The 16,427-nt window shown below is 61.3% G+C and carries 14 protein-coding genes; 9 read left to right on the forward strand and 5 right to left on the reverse strand.

The genetic code is table 11. The features are described from left to right. Positions 1–175: 175 nt before the first annotated feature. The 8 genes from EI969_RS16435 to EI969_RS16470 all read left to right on the forward strand — a co-directional run bounded on the left by EI969_RS16435 (position 176) and on the right by EI969_RS16470 (position 7,453). Positions 176–853: a thermostable hemolysin gene (locus EI969_RS16435; protein ID WP_160388708.1), complete on the forward strand. Its 678-nt coding sequence runs from the start codon at positions 176–178 to the stop codon at positions 851–853. Further along, positions 843–2,324 carry an AMP-binding protein gene (locus EI969_RS16440; protein ID WP_160388709.1) on the forward strand — a complete coding sequence of 494 codons (1,482 nt, stop codon included), beginning with the start codon at positions 843–845 and terminating at the stop codon, positions 2,322–2,324. Before EI969_RS16435 ends, EI969_RS16440 begins: the two co-directional genes overlap by 11 nt. Further along, positions 2,321–2,995 (forward strand): TenA family transcriptional regulator, encoded by a 675-nt coding sequence (locus EI969_RS16445; protein ID WP_160388710.1) that lies wholly within the window; start codon positions 2,321–2,323, stop codon positions 2,993–2,995. The genes EI969_RS16440 and EI969_RS16445 overlap by 4 nt, the downstream gene beginning before the upstream one ends. After that, positions 2,982–3,791, forward strand: coding sequence for an SDR family oxidoreductase (locus tag EI969_RS16450; protein WP_160388711.1), 810 nt, complete (start codon positions 2,982–2,984; stop codon positions 3,789–3,791). The genes EI969_RS16445 and EI969_RS16450 overlap by 14 nt, the downstream gene beginning before the upstream one ends. Then, positions 3,788–4,432: a tetratricopeptide repeat protein gene (locus tag EI969_RS16455; RefSeq protein WP_160388712.1), complete on the forward strand. Its 645-nt coding sequence runs from the start codon at positions 3,788–3,790 to the stop codon at positions 4,430–4,432. The genes EI969_RS16450 and EI969_RS16455 overlap by 4 nt, the downstream gene beginning before the upstream one ends. Before the next feature lie 11 nt (positions 4,433–4,443). Beyond that, positions 4,444–5,106: a response regulator gene (locus EI969_RS16460; RefSeq protein WP_160388713.1), complete on the forward strand. Its 663-nt coding sequence runs from the start codon at positions 4,444–4,446 to the stop codon at positions 5,104–5,106. Next, positions 5,103–6,470, forward strand: coding sequence for a HAMP domain-containing sensor histidine kinase (locus tag EI969_RS16465; protein WP_160388714.1), 1,368 nt, complete (start codon positions 5,103–5,105; stop codon positions 6,468–6,470). Before EI969_RS16460 ends, EI969_RS16465 begins: the two co-directional genes overlap by 4 nt. A gap of 281 nt (positions 6,471–6,751) precedes the next feature. Next, positions 6,752–7,453 carry a response regulator transcription factor gene (locus EI969_RS16470; protein WP_160388715.1) on the forward strand — a complete coding sequence of 234 codons (702 nt, stop codon included), beginning with the start codon at positions 6,752–6,754 and terminating at the stop codon, positions 7,451–7,453. Here EI969_RS16470 and EI969_RS16475 read toward each other — a convergent pair. Both EI969_RS16475 and EI969_RS16480 read right to left on the reverse strand, forming a co-directional pair. Further along, positions 7,450–8,937, reverse strand: coding sequence for a sensor histidine kinase (locus EI969_RS16475; protein WP_160388716.1), 1,488 nt, complete (start codon positions 8,935–8,937; stop codon positions 7,450–7,452). The two genes, EI969_RS16470 and EI969_RS16475, sit on opposite strands and share 4 nt — an antisense overlap. A 139-nt stretch (positions 8,938–9,076) precedes the next feature. Beyond that, entirely contained in the window at positions 9,077–9,994 is a 918-nt protein-coding gene (locus tag EI969_RS16480) for a LysR family transcriptional regulator (RefSeq protein WP_160388756.1), read from the reverse strand. A gap of 84 nt (positions 9,995–10,078) precedes the next feature. On the opposite strand from EI969_RS16480, the gene EI969_RS16485 reads away from it, so the two are divergent. Continuing rightward, positions 10,079–11,869, forward strand: coding sequence for an acyl-CoA dehydrogenase C-terminal domain-containing protein (locus EI969_RS16485; RefSeq protein WP_160388717.1), 1,791 nt, complete (start codon positions 10,079–10,081; stop codon positions 11,867–11,869). 354 nt (positions 11,870–12,223) lie between these two features. Here the strand turns inward: EI969_RS16485 and EI969_RS16490 are convergent, their stop codons facing one another. From EI969_RS16490 to EI969_RS16500, 3 genes are all read right to left on the reverse strand, one after another. Then, a complete protein-coding gene (locus EI969_RS16490; RefSeq protein ID WP_160388718.1) occupies positions 12,224–13,489 on the reverse strand; it encodes a nitrate/nitrite transporter in 1,266 nt (421 codons plus the stop codon). Between the two features lie 51 nt (positions 13,490–13,540). Next, complete coding sequence (locus EI969_RS16495) at positions 13,541–14,611, reverse strand: sugar phosphate isomerase/epimerase (protein WP_160388719.1); 1,071 nt, start codon at positions 14,609–14,611, stop codon at positions 13,541–13,543. A 112-nt stretch (positions 14,612–14,723) separates the two neighbouring features. After that, positions 14,724–16,232 (reverse strand): PLP-dependent aminotransferase family protein, encoded by a 1,509-nt coding sequence (locus EI969_RS16500; protein ID WP_160388720.1) that lies wholly within the window; start codon positions 16,230–16,232, stop codon positions 14,724–14,726. Positions 16,233–16,427 lie beyond the last annotated feature (195 nt).

The following is a 16,427-nucleotide window of genomic DNA, read 5'->3' on the forward strand; positions in this document are numbered from 1 at the left end:
TGTTTGAATTCGCAAATACGGGAGAACGACGGAATTGGCGATGTGCGGGGGACCGGTCCGTCGCGCAAGGTGACACCCGGGAAACCAGCGAACAGAATCTTTTTATCACCTTCAGACTTCGTTAAGAATTGCCTTTGATACTGCTCCCCAATTGATCCGGGGGAGACGTTTTTCAATGTCCGATTTCAACTGGAACGTTCAGTTGCCGCTGCACTTTGGCCAAGCCGAAACATCGCAGATGCAGCTCGTCAGAGCATTGCCGGGGGACCCGCTGCGGGGCGCGTTCGAAGCCTTTATCCAGCAACGTTTTCGTAAGGCCCACGGTGCCGATATTCGCCATTTCATGCCGGAACTGTTCGGCATGAGTGATGCGGCCGGTGCGCTGTGTGCCGTGGTCGGCGTGCGGCGGGGAAGCGCCGGCCCCTTGTTTCTGGAGGGGTATCTGGACGAGCCAGTCGAGCCGCTGATCAGTGCCGCCGCCGGACAAGCCGTAGACAGAACGGCAATCGTCGAGGTCGGTAATTTGGCCGCCAGTGACACCGGCAGTGCGCGGATGAGCATTATCGCGATGACCTATGTGCTGGCCATGGGTGGTCTGGAATGGGTCGCCTTTACGGGCAGCCTGGGGTTGGTGAACAGCTTTCATCGCCTGGGTTTGCAGCCCGTGACGCTGTGTGCTGCCGACCCGGCGCGCCTGGGCGAGGACCGCCACGCCTGGGGCAGTTACTACGAAAGCAAGCCCTGGGTTCATGTCGGCAATATCCGCAGCGGTTTCATTCATTTGCGCAATGTAGGCCTGTTCAGTCGCCAGGGCTTGCCAACCTCTGTCGAGGGGGCCTGCCATGTCGCCTGAAATGGAGCGTTTCAAACAGACCCTGCGTCAGCATGCAGAGCAAAAGACCAATGCCATTGCCTTGTGGGGCGACCATCTGCAACTGGACTACGCCACGCTGTATACCGAGGTCATTCATCGCCAGCAGCGCCTGCGCGATAAGCGGGTCAGGGTGGTCGCCCTGGCGCTGGACAATGGCGTCGAAGCCATGTTGTGGGACCTGGCCGCGTTGTTCGAGGGCTTGACCTGCGTGGCCTTGCCGCCTTTTTTCAGTCCGGCGCAACGCAAGCACTGCCTGGAGCAAAGCCAGGCCGAACACGTCATTGCCGAACCGCAATTGCATGACGAGCTGCAAGCGGCTGGTTATCAGAAGTGCAGCGAGTTCTGGCACCGCACCTTCACTGGCCCGAACCGGATGCCGGCGGGCACCGCCAAGTTGACCTTCACCTCGGGCACCACAGGCACACCCAAGGGCGTGTGCTTGAGTGCCGAGAGCATTCTGCGGGTCGCCCGCGAGTTGCACCTGGCCAGCCAGCCCACCGACCCGCAACACCACCTGGCGCTGCTGCCGCTGGCCATTTTGCTGGAGAACATGGGTTGTTACGCCGCATTGTATGCCGGCGCTGCGTTGAGCCTGCCCAGCCAGAAAGCGCTGGGGATCGAAGGTGCCAGCGGCGTGGATGTGGCGAAACTGTTGGGATGCCTGGCCAGCCGATCGCCCCAGAGCCTGATTCTGGTGCCTCAGCTGTTGCTGATACTGGTCAGTGCTGCCGAGCAGAAGGCCTTCGACCCACAGCACTTGCGCTTTGCCGCCGTGGGCGGTGCCCGGGTCAGCGAAGACCTGCTGCATCGCGCTCAACGGGTGGGGATACCGGTCTACGAGGGTTACGGGCTCTCGGAGTGCGCGTCCGTGGTGTGCCTCAATCGCCCGCAAGCACGGCGGCCCGGCAGTGTCGGACGGCCATTGCCCCATGTAGAGATTCGCCTGGCGGACGACGGCGAAGTGCTGATCAAGGGTTCAACCTTGCTGGGCTATCTCGGAGAGGCGCCGCACACCGCCCAGTGGTGGCCCAGCGGCGATCTCGGCGAGTTCGACGCCGAAGGTTTCCTCTACCTCAAGGGGCGCAAGAAACATCAGTTCGTGACCAGTTTCGGACGCAACGTCAACCCTGAGTGGGTGGAGGCCGAATTGACCCAGCGCGGGCCTGTCGCCCAGGCCTTCGTCCATGGCGAGGCCATGCCTCACAACCATGCGTTGCTCTGGCCCCATCGCCCGGACTGCACCGACGAACAACTGGCCAGCGCCGTGGCCGAGGCCAACAGGGCTTTGCCCGAGTACGCCCGGGTCCATCACTGGCGTCGGCTCGACCAACCCTTCACGGCCACCAACGGCCTGCTTACCGCCAATGGCCGGCCCCGTCGTGACGCGATCATCGAACGCTACCGGGGGCTATTGAGCGAATCTGAATTTTCCGAGGAACCCGCACCATGAGTTTTTTTGACCGGCTGCAACAAGCCACCGAGCAAGAACGTACCGAGCTGTTCAACCTGCCGATCATCCGTGATGCGCTGCAGGGCGACGTCAGCCTGGAAAGCTACCGGGCCTTTCTGGCGCAGGCCTATTACCACGTGCGCCATACGGTGCCGTTGATGATGGCCTGCGGTGCGCGCCTGCCGTTACGCCTGGAATGGCTGCGCGAAGCGGTATGTGAATACATCGAGGACGAATACGGCCACGAACAATGGGTACTCGATGACATTGAAGCCTGCGGCGGTGACAGGACCGCTGTACGTGACGGGCGTCCGTCATTGCCGATCGAGTTGATGGTCAGTTTCCTCTACGACCTGATCGCCAGGGACAATCCGGTGGGACTGTTCGGCATGGTCAACGTGCTCGAAGGCACGAGCATCGCCTTGGCCACGCATGCCGCCGGCAGCATTCGCCAACGCCTGGACTTGCCGCAAAGCGCCTTCAGCTACCTCAGTTCCCACGGCTCGCTGGATGTCGAACATATGCAGACCTACCGTCGATTGATGGACCGTCTGGACGACCCGGGCGACCAGGCCGCCGTCATTCACGCTTCCAAAGTGGTGTACCGGCTCTACACCGACATGTTCCTTGGCTTGCCGCGTAACGGGGAGCACCTGCATGCGCCTGTCTGAAGCGCGTGTCGTGTTGACCGGTGCCAGCGGCGGCATCGGCCTGGCCATCGCCACCGCACTGTGCGCCAGTGGTGCCCGGGTGCTGGCGGTGGCTCGGCATCGCGAACCCCTGGTGCCGCTGCTCGAGCTTTATCCGCGCAACCTGAGTTGGGTCCGTGCGGACCTGACGTTGGTCACCGACCGCCGCCAGGTGTTGGCGCAGGCCGAGCGCATCGGCGGCATCAACCTGCTGATCAATGCCGCCGGGGTCAATCATTTCGCCATGCTCGAACAGCTGGACGACAGTGAAATCGAATCGATGCTCGCGGTGAACATCAGTGCGCCGATGTGCCTGACAAAACTGATGTTGCCACTGCTCAAGCAAGCCGACAGCGCCATGCTGGTGAACGTCGGTTCGACCTATGGCTCCATTGGCTACCCCGGCTACGCCAGTTACTGCGCCAGCAAGTTTGCCCTGCGCGGGTTCTCCGAAGCCCTGCGCCGAGAGCTGGCAGATACCCGGGTCAGTGTGCTGTACGTCGCACCGCGGGCGACCCGTACCAGCATGAACAGCCCGGCAGCCCAGGCGCTGAACGATGCCCTCAAAGCCAATGTCGACGATCCGCAGACCGTGGCGGCTGCGGTGATTCACGCCATTGCCGGTGACCGTCGCGACTTGTACCTGGGTTGGCCCGAACGTTTTTTTGTACGTCTGAACAGCCTCCTGCCCCATCTGGTGGACCGTGGTTTGCGCAAGCAATTGCCACTGATCCGCCGCCTGAGCCAGAAACCCGACCAGGAGAATCCCGAACCATGAAAAAGATCATCGCTTGCCTGTTGCTTGGCGCATTGAGCCAGAGCGCGTGGGCGCTGGATGCTGCCGACCAGCAGCGTCTCAACGGTATCCAGCAAAGCTGGGCGCATATTCAGTACGAGTTGCCCGAGGGACAACGAACCGCGGCTTTCGAAAAACTGGCCGCCCAGGCTTCGAGCTTCAAGCAGGAACGCCAAACGGTGGCGGAGGCCTGGATCTGGTCCGGCATTGTCACCAGTAGCTGGGCGGGCGCCCAGGGAGGGCTGGGGGCGCTGAGCAAGGTCAAGGATGCCAAAGCCGACCTGGAAAAAGCCCTGGCCCTGGACCCCAAGGCCCTGCAAGGCTCAGCCTATACCAGTCTGGGGGCACTCTATGACCGCGTACCAGGCTGGCCCATCGGTTTCGGCGATTCGGACAAAGCCGAGCAGTTGCTCAAGATGGCCTTGCAAATGAACCCCAACGGCATCGACAGCCTGTACTTCTGGGGCGATCACCTCTACCGTCAGAAGCGTTATGGCGAAGCCAGGGCAGCGCTGCAAAAAGCCTTGCTGGCTGCGCCCCGGCCTGGCCGCGAGAGTGCTGACGCCGGGCGCCGCAAGGAGATCGAGACGCTGTTGGTGGACGTGAACCAGAAACTCGGCTGACAGGAGACCCTGTGCGCTTATTACTTGTAGAGGATGACGTGGCACTCGGCGAGGGCATTCATCAGGCCCTCTGCCGTGAAGGCTATACCGTCGACTGGTTGCAGGACGGCAACAGCGCCTTGCACTCGTTGCTCAGCGAAATCTTTGATCTGGCCGTGCTCGACCTCGGTCTGCCACGCATGGACGGTCTCGAAGTGCTCAGGCGCTTGCGTGACAGCGGTTCCAACCTGCCGGTGTTGATCCTGACCGCGCGCGATGCCACCGAAGACCGCATCGCCGGCCTGGATGCCGGCGCCGATGACTATCTGATCAAGCCTTTCGACCTGGCGGAATTGAAAGCACGCATCCGTGCGTTGCTTCGGCGCAGCGCCGGGCGTGGACAATCGTTGATCGAGCACGCCGGCGTCTGCCTGAACCCCGGCACCCAGCAAGTCAGCTACAAAGGCGAACCGGTGGCCCTGACGCCCAAGGAATACCGGTTGCTCCACGAGCTGCTCTCGCCACCCGGCCGGGTAATGACTCGCGATCATCTGATGCAATTGCTGTACGGCTGGAGCGAGGAGGCCGAAAGCAACACCCTGGAAGTGCACATCCATCACCTGCGCAAGAAGCTCTCCACCGGTCTGATCCGCACCGTCCGTGGTATCGGTTACCTGGTGGAGGATCGTCGATGACCTCGATCCGGCGTCGCACCCTGACCCTGATCATCGGCCTGATGCTCGCTGGCCTGGCCGTGATCAGCGTGCTGAACCTGCACGACAGCAACCATGAAATTGCCGAAGTCTATGACGCCCAACTGGCCGAGAATGCTCGCCTGTTACAAGGCGTCATGCGCATGCCGATGGCCAGCAAGGACCATGTTGATCTGTATCGGGCCTTCAATCAGGCCCTGAGCGAAGCTGAACCGAGGATCGACGGCCATCCCTATGAAACGAAAATTGCCTTTCAGGTCTGGAACTCCAGGGACGAATTGCTGGTACATACCGCGAGCTCTCCATCCTTCAGCGCACCGCCACGAACGCCGGGGTTCAGCGATGTCGTCGATCTGAACAAGCGTCATTGGCGTGCTTTCCTGCTCGAAGACAAACAGAACGGCTTGCGCATCTGGGTGGGCGAGCGAGACGACGTCCGCGCGGATCTGGTGGACCGCATCGTACGCCACACGTTGTGGCCCAATATCCTCGGGAGTCTGATACTGGCCGCCATGCTCTGGCTGGCCATCGGCTGGGGCTTGAAACCGCTGGTCAACATGGCTGCAACACTGCGGGCGAGGCATCCCGGCTCACTCGAACCCCTGCAATTGACGCCGCTACCGACTGAGCTCGAGCCGATGCAGGCAGCGCTTAACCGTATGCTTGCGCAGATTCAGCAAGTCATGGGGCGTGAGCGACGTTTCATTGCCGATGCTGCCCACGAAATGCGCACGCCGCTGGCCGTGCTCAGGGTGCATGCGCAGAATCTGATGGAAGCGGGGAGTGAAGGGGAGCGTCGTGCATCGCTTGAGCACCTGATTGCCGGCGTGGACCGTACCAGCCGACTGGTCAATCAATTGCTCACGATGGCTCGTATCGAGCCTCAAGCCGGAGCGCTACCGCCCGTACCTATTGACCTGGCGGCCACGGTTCGCGACAGCCTGGTTCAGTTGACTCCCTGGTTGTTGAGCAAGGACCTTGAATTGGTTTTCGATGTCAGTGACGGCATCGGCCTGGTGAGGGTCGACCCTGTGGCCATCGACATTGCCTTGAACAACCTGGTCACCAATGCAGCGAATTTCTCCCCCAGGCACGCAGTGATCACCGTCAAGCTGGTCGAAAAGAAAAACAGCTACGAACTGTCTGTCGAAGATGAGGGGCCAGGTATCAATGAGCAGGATCGTGATCGGCTGTTCGAGCGTTTCTACAGTTGCGCAAATGATCAGGGGGCAGGGTTGGGGCTGACCATCGTCAAGGCCATTGCGGTTCGCTTTGGTGGACAGATCACACTCGAGAATCGAATCGCCGGTGGGTTGCGCGCTACGCTGGAGATTGGTCGCGTGTGACGCTGATCCTGGACTGTTGGTCGGATGAAAACGAATCCGGGTTCTATCAGGGTTTCTGTTTGTTTTTATTAAAAAATAACTATTAAAAACAATAATATAGAGCATCAAGATAAAGTGATTTGTGATTATATTTGCTTGTTCACGTAGTGTTTGCATCCGACCTAAGTCTGATATCCGAACGCCTGGAACCCGCGACCTACGGCTGTGCTGAGCGGCGGCGTCCGCGATTCCCTGCTATTAATCAATGGATGTTCGAGTGCTTATCTTTTGGGGAGCGCGTCATGAATCCATCCATCCGCATCGGCATTGTCGACGATCATCCGCTGTTGCGTGAGGGTGTTGCCAATACGTTGAAGAAACGCACGGACCTTGAGGTCGTGGAGCAGGGCGCCAATGCGCAGGATGCCCGGGATATCGCGCTGAGGGTGCGTCCGGACGTGATGTTGATGGACGTCAACATGCCGGGCGATGTTTTCGCCGCGGTGCGGTTCATCTCCACGGAGCTGGCGGATGTGAAGGTGCTGATGCTGACCGTTTCCGAATCCGAAGATGACGCCTTCCTGGCCCTCGAGTCCGGCGCGCGCGGGTATGTGCTCAAAGGTGTCAGCGGGCCGGACCTGGTCCAGGCGATCAGGTCGGTTGCCAGGGGGGAGTCGTACATCACCCCCGCGTTCGCTGAAAAACTGCTGAACAACATCAAGAAGCATGAAGCGGAAACCCGCAAGTTCGACCTGACCCATCGCGAGGAAGAGGTCATTCGCGAGGTTTCCAAGGGGCTGACCAACCGGGAAGTTGCGGCAAGGCTGTTGATCAGCGAAAAAACCGTCAAGCACCACATGGGCTGCGTGATGCAGAAGCTGAACGCGCGAAATCGTGTCGAAGCGGTCACGGCCCTGCGCCACTACCGGGAGCGCGAAGCTATCGGGCGACTGGATATCGGCGCAGTGAAAACGCCCATGGGCGCCGAAACGACTGCTGACTAGAGTTTGAACTGTGCATTGACCGACGTACCCTTGCCGCAGGATTCGATGCTGAACAACCCGCCCAGGGATTCCACGCGATATCGCAGACCGGCAAGGCCCAAACGGGTTCTGCCGGACTTCTCGAGCTGCATGGCGTCCGCCGCCATGCCCGGACCACTGTCCCTGATGCTGATGCTCAACACCTTGTCGATGTATTGCGCGCGGATCACCTGACCTTCGCCGTTGGCGTGCCGGTAAGCGTTGTTCAGGGCTTCCTGCACAAACCGGTAAAGACAGAGCTTGAGCGGCAGTGGCGCGCATTTCGGTAACTGCCCGAGGGCCAATGTGACCTTGGTGCCGGTGCGTTGCTCGTGCCGTTGCGCCACCAGTTGCAACTCCTCCACCAGGCTCACGTCGTTGATTTCCGGAAGCGCCAGGCCACGTGACAAGTCGCGGACTTCGCGCAATGCGTCGGTGGCGGCGCCACGAATGGTTTCCAGCGCTTCCTTATCGACCGTGGAGCAATCTTCGGCGAGGTCGTCGAGGCGGATCAGAATCAAGGTCAGCAACTGCGCCGGCCCATCGTGCAGGTCTGCACCGATGCGCCTCAAGGTGAGTTCGTTGACGCGGGAAAACTCCTGGGTCGCCGTCGCGATCTTGCGCTGCAGTTCGGCATTGCTGACGTGCAAACGGGTTTGCTCCAGTAGCCGCAAGCGCAGCGCCACTTGTTGTCGCTGGATGATCTTGTCACTGCGTCGCACGATGAAGAACAGCAGCGTCAGCATCGACAGGGTCGCGGCGCCAACGACCACCCAGACCTGCTGGCGGACGCGATTGATCTCGCGGTTCAGGCCGTCGGCCTTTTCATAAAACTCGCCTATCGCGATGATTTCCCCGGTGCTTGCATCACGCAGGGGCGCGTAGATCTCATAAAGCGGCAGGTTGAGCTTGCGCTCGAACTCGTTCTCATCCTGCTCCGGGTCTTGAAGGTCGGTGACGATCTTGCCCTTGAGTGCCTCGGTGATCTCATCCAGCGGAAATTGCTGGTTGGTAATGGCTTTATTGGTGCTGAAGATCACCGTGCCATCCGCCCGCCAGATCTTGATCGAGACGATGTGCTGCCGTAGCGAACGGGTTTGCGTGAGGCGGTCGAGGGACTCGACACTTGCCGCCGAGAGCTTGTTGTCCCGGCTCAGCTCCTGCACATAGGGCTCGAGGAACGTATCCATGTACTGGGCGGCTGCGGCGGCTGCGCTGTTTACCGCGGCACTTTCTATTCGTTGGGTCACCAGATTGCCGACGAAGAACATGGTCAGCCCCAGGATCACCGTAGCGGCAATGACAAACTGGGTCGAGAGACTCAGCTTGCGTGCCTTGACCTTCAGCCGTGTACGCCAGATGCCATTGGCAAGCGCATCGGCACCCGGCGCCGGTTCGTGCGCAGCATCGGTCTGCGGCGCGGTGAAAGCCTGGTTTTTTGATTCGACCTTTGCGTCTTTTGCCATCGCACGGGTTCCCTGATCATCGTGACGGGTCGGTTGGAAACCTGTAACCCGACGCATACCCGCAGCCTGGTTGTATGCGCCACATCCATGACTGACAGTAGTTCACGGCATGGCGATCCGACAGCTTGCGCGCTGAACTTCACGCCGGGCGTACCGCCAGGATTTGCTCGATCAACCAAGCCAGCGCCGGGTCATGTTGGCGTTGCGCCAGGTACACCAGTTCGAGCTGGAACGAGCCGACGTCGAACGGCAGTTCGAACAACCGCAGCGGCAGCAACTGCGCGAACTGACTGGCCAACTGGGTCGGCAGCACGACGGCCAGGTCGGAATGGGCGACCAGGTGCGCCGCCTGCAGGTAATTGGGCGTGGTGTAGACGATTTTTCGCGACAGGCCTTGCTTGCCCAGCCATTGGTCGACCATGCCGCGCGACTGACCGCCGCTGACCCACAGATGACGCAGGCCCAGAAAGTCATCCAGCGTGAGGGTGTCGAGTGCCAGTGGATGGTCTTTGCGCACGGCCAGGCGCAGGGTTTCGCTGTGCCACGCGCGGCGGGTGAACCGCGCCGGCACCTCTTCGAAACGCCCCAGCACCATGTCCAGTTCACCCTTGTCCAGCAGCTCGGCAGGCAGGCTGGGGGCGAGGTGGGCGATGTCGATCCGCAGGTTCGGCGCCAGTTCGCCCAGGCGCGCCAGCAAGGGCGGCATGCACAGCTGTTCGACAAAGTCGGTGAGGGCGATGCGCACCTGCTGCTGGCTCATGCGTGGGTCGAAGGCTTCACCGGCGTTGAGGGTCTGTTCGATCTGTTGCAAGGCCGCGCGAATCGGTCCTTCAAGCGCCAGCGCCCGGGTGGTGGGTTGCATGTGGCGGCCAACGCGCACCAGCAGCGGGTCGTCGAACAGTGCGCGCAGGCGGGCGAGGGCGTTGCTGACGGTGGGCTGGCTGAGCGCCAGGCGCTCGGCCGCCCGCGACACGTTCTGTTCGCGCAGCAACATGTCGAGCACTCGCAGCAAATTCAGGTCGAAGGTTTTTAAATTCAAATTGCAAATACCAGGCATATGAAAATGAAATTTCAAAAATAGTAGGCGCCTGCTTAGGGTGGCGGCAATCTTTTCCACTCTGCCAATCAATGAGGCCCGCTCATGACTTATCAAGCTCCCCTGCGCGACATGCGGTTCGTGCTGCACGAAGTGTTCGATGCCGTCGGCCATAACCAGCGGTTGGACAACGGACTGGACCGCGAAACCATCGACGGGGTCCTCGAGGAAGCGGCGCGATTCGCCGGCGAAGTGGTCGCACCGCTGAACCGCAACAGTGATGAACAGGGTTGCCGGCTTCACGATGGCCAGGTCACCACCCCCCAGGGCTTTCCCGAGGCTTACCGGCAGTACGTCGACAACGGCTGGGCGAGCATGACCGGGCCGCTGGAATTCGCCGGGCAGGGTTTCCCGCAGCTGATTTCGGCGTGCTTCCACGAGATGCTGATGGCCGCCTCATTGTCCTTTCGCATTTATTCCGGCCTCACCGAAGGCGCGGTGCTGGCCCTGCATCGCCATGGCAGCGCGGCGCTCAAACAGGCCTATCTGGGCAAAATGGTCAGTGGTGAATGGTCCGGCACCATGTGCCTCACCGAGCCCCAGGCCGGTACCGACCTTGCCCTGCTGCGCACCCGTGCCCAGCCTCTGGTCGACGGCAGCTACCAGGTTAGCGGCAGCAAGATCTTCATCAGCGGCGGCGAGCAGGACCTGACCGCCAACATCGTTCACCTGGTCCTTGCCCGTTTGCCGGATGCGCCGGCCGGGGTGAAGGGCATCAGCCTGTTCCTGGTGCCCAAGTTCATTGCCGCTGCCGATGGAACGCCTGGGCCGCGCAATTCGCTGAGCTGTGGCGCACTGGAACACAAGATGGGCATCAAGGGCGCTTCGACCTGTGTGATGAACTTCGACGGCGCCCAGGGCTGGCTGGTCGGTGAGCCCAACCAGGGGCTGGCGTGCATGTTCACCATGATGAACGACGCGCGTTTCCAGGTGGGCTTGCAGGGGCTGGGTATCGCCGAGGCCGCCTTCCAGGGTGGCCTCGCTTATGCCCGCGAGCGCCTGCAGTCGCGGGCCATCAGTGGTCCGGTGGCGCCAGAAAAGAGTGCCGACCCGATCATCGTCCACCCCGATGTGCGGCGCATGCTGCTCACGCAAAAAACCTTGAGCGAAGGCTGCCGTTTGCTCGCGGCCTACACCGCCATGCAACTGGACCTCGAACACGGCGACCCGCAACCTGAAGGTCGGCAAAAGGCCGGGCGTCGGGCGGCGCTACTGATCCCGATCGTCAAGGCGTTCTTCACCGATGTCGGCCAGGAAGTCGCCAGCCTTGGCGTGCAACTGTATGGCGGCCACGGTTACATCCGCGAGTGGGGCATGGAGCAGTTGATGCGCGACAGCCGCATCACCCAGCTATACGAGGGTACCAACGGTATCCAGGCGCTGGATCTGCTGCGGCGCAAGGTGCTGGGCGATGGCGCCACGGAGCTGGGCCTGTTGATCGATGAACTCGCCGTGCAGGTCGACGCAGCCGGTGCGCAAGCGTCGCTGAGGGAAATGGCCGAGGCCATGCAGCAGCGTCTCGTCGAGTGGCGCGAGCTGGGTGCCGAGGTCGTCGAGGCGTGCCAGCGTGATGTGCAGGAAATCGGCGCCATGTCGGTCGACTTCCTGGCGTACAGCGCTTATGTGTTGTTGGGTGGGCTGTGGATGCAGGCGGCCGTGCGTGCCCAGGCCGCACTGGATTCAGGTACCGACGAACCAGCGTTCTATCGGGCCAAGCTGCAAGCGGCGGACTTCTACTGGCGCCGGGTGCTGCCCCGTGCCAGTGGCCACCGCGAAAGCCTGCGCGGCGGCGCCCATTGCCTGATGGCCATGGACGAGGCCGATTTCGCATTTTGATTTCTTCACGCAATCCCGGAGAACTGGACTGCGTTGACCTTCACCTGTAGGAGCCGGCTTGCTGGCGATGGACTCGAATGCGCCGCGTTTATCCGGTTCATGCGCGTCATCGTTAACGACCATCGCTGGCAAGCCAGCTCCTACAAAATGGACTGCGTTGACCTTCACCTGTAGGAGCCGGCTTGCTGGCGATGGACTCGAATGCGCCGCGTTTATCCGGTTCATGCGCGTTATCGTTAACGACCATCGCCAGCAAGCCGGCTCCTACAAAGGGCCGCGTTTATCCGGTTCATGCGCGTCATCGTTAACGACCATCGCGGCGATCCGACAAGTTCCCTCGCCACAGGTTGCTTATCAGGCCTGCGCAGCGCTGACCTGGCCCGTGGCCGTGGCGTTCTTGCGCACCGCTTGATACAGCAGGCTGGACACCATGAACCCGACAATGGCCAACACACTCATCAACGAGAACACGTAGTTGTAGCCTTGCTGACCCGGGAAGTGGTCAAGGATTGCGCCATAGATGACGTAGGCGAACATGCCGGGCGCATAACCGATCAGGCAACCGATGCCAAAGGCCGAGCCGGTGATGTGCTGGGGAATGCCGACTTCACCCATCGGCGCCCAGAACACGCCGCGCATGGAAAACACGATCAGCGCGAAGGACAGGGTGGCCGCCATGCCGGCGTAGATGAAGCCCGGGCTTTTCGGGATGAGCATGATCGCGCCCATCAGCGGCAACAAGGCCAGGAATGCCCACTTCAGATAGCGGCTGGAACTCTTGAACTGCTTGTCGGCAATGAAGCCGCCGGCTGGGCCGCCGAGGATCTTGAGGAAATACTGGTTGATGATGCCGTAGGCGCCCACCAGGGCCACGGGCAGTCCGTACATTTCCTTGAGGTAGGGAATGAAGTAGGTCAGGCCGCAGTAGACGATATAGACCATGAACACGTTGAGGCTGACCAGCCAGATGCCCGGCACCTTGATGGCCTCGAGCAGGTTCGACAAACCGTTCTTCGGCTTGACGGTCGACTGGGTGTTGCCGCTCTTGAGCAGCAGCCAGGTCAGGGTGCCGGCAAGAATGTCGATGACCGAGTAGAAGAGGATCGCCGACTTCAGACCGTTTTCACCGGAACCCATGGCCACGAAGACGCCCAGCGCGGAAAACGCGACCAGGGTATCGATGACGCCGCGTCCACCTTCGAGCAGGCCGAACAGGCGCCCCTGTTCCTTATCGTCACCCAGGTTGCGGATGGCTTTGAGCAGCGACGGCCAGAAGAGGCAGTCGGCACACACCGCCAGCAGGCAGAACACGATCAGCAGGTTGCTGAAGGGCGGAAAGGTCGCCAGGTAGAGCCCGAGGCTGCCGGTGCCGATCAGGCCGAGGGGGATCAGCTTGCGCGTGTCGAACCGGTCGGCGAGCATGCCGCCGACGACAAACAGCGCGGTGGCGATGATGGCGTTGGCGCTCAGCAGCACGCCGATTTCAGTGTGGGACAGCCCCATGAATTCCTGCATGGGAATGTAAAAGGCGTCCTTGAGATTGGCCAGCTTGTAGATGGTGCCGCCACCGAGGATGAGAATCAGGAATCTGAGCCATTTGGCCTTGTCTTGGGATGTCATTATTGTTCTCCAGGCGTATTGGGGTAAGCCGTGCCGCTCGGCACGTCAGGTTCAGGCGTCGGCGCAATGGGCCAGGGTCAACTCGGCCAGGGTTCGGAACTCGGCCAGCAGGCCGCGTACAAAGGCCACCTGGTTGTTGGCCCAACGGTGTTCGCCGGCGAGCATCTGCTCCAGCGAGAAGCCTTGCGGCAGCGCCGTTTCACTCATTTCCCGGTAGGCGATGAACGGGTCGGCGGCTTCGTCGAGCTGACGGAACGCCGGGGCGACGTAGTGGTTCTCCTGCTCGAGAATGAAGGCGATCACTTGCGGGGTTGATTCGCCGAGCATCAGCAGTTCGAACAACATGCGGGCGTTGGGCAGGTCGTCTTCGTCACAGCCCTGCAGCACGCCGTAATGGCCGAAGGCGTTTTGCTCGGGGACGATGCGCACACCCTTGAGGTGGGTCTGGCGGATGTGCGGCGCGAGGTTGCGCAGCGCCGCAAGGGGTTGTTCGCAGGCGTTGATCATGTTGCCGAAATCGAACAGGGCATGCAGGCGCGGGTGGTTCAGCCGGGTCAGCAGTTGCGCGATTTCCCCGCTCTTGAGTTCCTCATGCTGCTCGAAGTCGAAGTACAGGTCGTGCGCGTCGGCCTGCTGCGCGAGGTAGTGCAGGTCCGACTCGATCACGTCCATGACCCGCGACAGCGCGCCTTCGTAGCGTGAGTAGACACGGATGTTGCGCGTGCCCAGCGCCTTGGCGATGGCGATCACTTGATCGACATCCTTTTTCAAGGTGCTGCTGATTTCCAGATGCACATCCAGCCCGAGTGTCCTGGCCTTGTCGGCAAACACCTGAAGCTGTGCGGGCGTCATTTGGCTCAAGCTGTTTTGCTCACCGTCGAGCAGGTGCAGGCTCAGGCCTTGCAGCTCGTGGCGGTAGGCGAAGTCCAGCAGGTCGGCAGGGGTGACGCGGCCGTGGGTGAGGTTGGTCAGCAAGGGGTAGGCATGGGCAAACAGGCGCAGTTGGCCGATTCGGTCGAGCAACCGGCGGGCCAGTGCCTCGGTCAATGCGGGGGGAGTTCCGGCCTCGACAGCCTTATGGCTGAGCAGGGCGTTGAAACGTTCCTGGATCTTATTGTTCATTCGAGTCGTTCCTGGTTCAGACACCGGGTCTACCGGCGCAGCCTTTATCGCGCCAGTCAGGAACTCTCGATAGATCCATTATCGGTTAAATCATAAGACCACTTGCCTCGGGTCAAGTGGCCTGCTGCAGGTAACCCAACGTGTCCAAGGCCTGGGCCAGCGCTTCGACGCGTGCACGGGCCTGGTCCTCGGGGGTGCTGGCAAAGCCGATCAGCAGTGCCGGCGGCAAGGCATGCGCGATGCAGTAGTCACTCAGGGCATAGGTATGGATGCCATGCTGGCCGAGCTCCCTGGCAAGGGTGTCGCCATCGAGATGCGCGGGTAACCAGGCGATCAGGTGCATGCCGGCTTCCACGGGCGTGATCCTGAAGAACGTGCCGAGCCGTTGCTGCAGTTGTTCGACCAGTGCGTGCTGGCGAGCCTGATACAGCGCACGCATGCGCCGAATATGACCGATGAAGTGGCCTTCGCGCATGAAGTCTGCCGTGACGGCCTGAAGCAGTGTGGGCGGGCTGCGGTCCATGACCGCCCGCAGGGTGCAGAAGGGCTCGACCAGGGCGTTCGGCAGGATCACGTAGCCCAGGCGCAGCGAGGGGAACAGCACTTTGCTGAATGTACCGGCGTAGATGACCCGGGCCCATTGATCCATCGCATAGAGTGCCGGCAGGGGGCGGCCGTTGTAGCGGAACTCACTGTCGCAGTCGTCTTCGATGATCCAGCTTTGATTGCGCGTGGCCCAATCGATCAGTTCCTGGCGCCGCGCATAACTCATGGTGATGCCCAAGGGATGCTGGCGCGAAGGCGTGGTGAATACCAGGCGGGCGTCAGGGCACCGGGCCAGGCCTTGCGCGACATCGATGCCCTGTTCGTCGATTCGCAACGGCACGACCAGGCCGCCCTGGGCCTGGAGCGCAATGCGCGCCGCGATATGCCCCGGGTCTTCCATCCAGAAGCTGTCCTGCGGATTGAGCAACAGCATGCCCAGCAGGTTGAAGGCCTGCTGGGCGCCGGAAACGATGACCACCTGTTCGGCCGTGCAGTCGATGCCACGGGCATCGAACACGTATTCGGCAATCGCCTCGCGCAGGGCCAGCAGTCCCTGTAGTTCGCCATAGCCGAGCATGGCCTTGGTCGGCTTGAGCAGGTGGCGATTCATCAGCCGCTTCCAGACCGATTGCGGGAAAGCGTCGTAGGCGCTGTGGCTGGGCAGGAACGAGGTCGGGGTTGCGGTTGCCCAGTCGGTATAGGAAACCCCGCGAAAATGATCGCTGCGCAGCGACAGCATCGACTGGCTCAGGTCGGACAGGCGAGGCGGCTGGCGCCGCTGCTCATCGTCATCGACACCGCGACCTTCCCATTCATCGCCGACATAGGTGCCGGCCCCGGTGCGCGACGTCAGGAAGCCTTCGGCAATCAGTTGATCGAACGCATTGAGAATGCTGATTCGAGAAAGCTGCAGTTCCTTGCTCAGGGTCCGCGTCGACGGCAGACGTACGCCGCCCTGAATCCTGCCGCTGAGAATCTGTTTGCGAATCTGCAAGTAGAGTTGGCGGTACAAGGGGATGGAACTGGCGCGGTCCAGCTCGATACCTGACAACAGCAGACCTGCGGAGGATTTCATTATTCGTTCGTCTGGATGGCGTGGGGTCTGGCCTGGACGGGTGTCAGGCAACCGGGGTAAGAAAGGGTAGCGAGCGGGGCTGGATAAGTCATCCACCGCAGGCATCGATTCGGCGCAAATAGCTCACCGTGCAAGGCATGCTTGGGTTTTTGTCGTGGGGTGTGTTATGACCAGATCCAACCAAAGGAGTCATTT

This window comes from Pseudomonas sp. PB101 (assembly GCF_009764265.1).
Taxonomy (GTDB): Bacteria; Pseudomonadota; Gammaproteobacteria; order Pseudomonadales; family Pseudomonadaceae; genus Aquipseudomonas.

What these genes read in the sequence shown, in the direction of transcription:
- EI969_RS16490 (WP_160388718.1), bottom strand. Translation starts at nt 13,489, where the DNA reads ATGACATCCCAAGACAAGGCCAAATGGCTCAGATTCCTGATTCTCATC.
- EI969_RS16470 (WP_160388715.1), top strand. Translation starts at nt 6,752, where the DNA reads ATGAATCCATCCATCCGCATCGGCATTGTCGACGATCATCCGCTGTTG.
- EI969_RS16435 (WP_160388708.1), top strand. Translation starts at nt 176, where the DNA reads ATGTCCGATTTCAACTGGAACGTTCAGTTGCCGCTGCACTTTGGCCAA.
- EI969_RS16475 (WP_160388716.1), bottom strand. Translation starts at nt 8,937, where the DNA reads ATGGCAAAAGACGCAAAGGTCGAATCAAAAAACCAGGCTTTCACCGCG.
- EI969_RS16445 (WP_160388710.1), top strand. Translation starts at nt 2,321, where the DNA reads ATGAGTTTTTTTGACCGGCTGCAACAAGCCACCGAGCAAGAACGTACC.
- EI969_RS16480 (WP_160388756.1), bottom strand. Translation starts at nt 9,994, where the DNA reads ATGCCTGGTATTTGCAATTTGAATTTAAAAACCTTCGACCTGAATTTG.
- EI969_RS16500 (WP_160388720.1), bottom strand. Translation starts at nt 16,232, where the DNA reads ATGAAATCCTCCGCAGGTCTGCTGTTGTCAGGTATCGAGCTGGACCGC.
- EI969_RS16485 (WP_160388717.1), top strand. Translation starts at nt 10,079, where the DNA reads ATGACTTATCAAGCTCCCCTGCGCGACATGCGGTTCGTGCTGCACGAA.
- EI969_RS16465 (WP_160388714.1), top strand. Translation starts at nt 5,103, where the DNA reads ATGACCTCGATCCGGCGTCGCACCCTGACCCTGATCATCGGCCTGATG.
- EI969_RS16440 (WP_160388709.1), top strand. Translation starts at nt 843, where the DNA reads ATGTCGCCTGAAATGGAGCGTTTCAAACAGACCCTGCGTCAGCATGCA.
- EI969_RS16450 (WP_160388711.1), top strand. Translation starts at nt 2,982, where the DNA reads ATGCGCCTGTCTGAAGCGCGTGTCGTGTTGACCGGTGCCAGCGGCGGC.
- EI969_RS16455 (WP_160388712.1), top strand. Translation starts at nt 3,788, where the DNA reads ATGAAAAAGATCATCGCTTGCCTGTTGCTTGGCGCATTGAGCCAGAGC.
- EI969_RS16495 (WP_160388719.1), bottom strand. Translation starts at nt 14,611, where the DNA reads ATGAACAATAAGATCCAGGAACGTTTCAACGCCCTGCTCAGCCATAAG.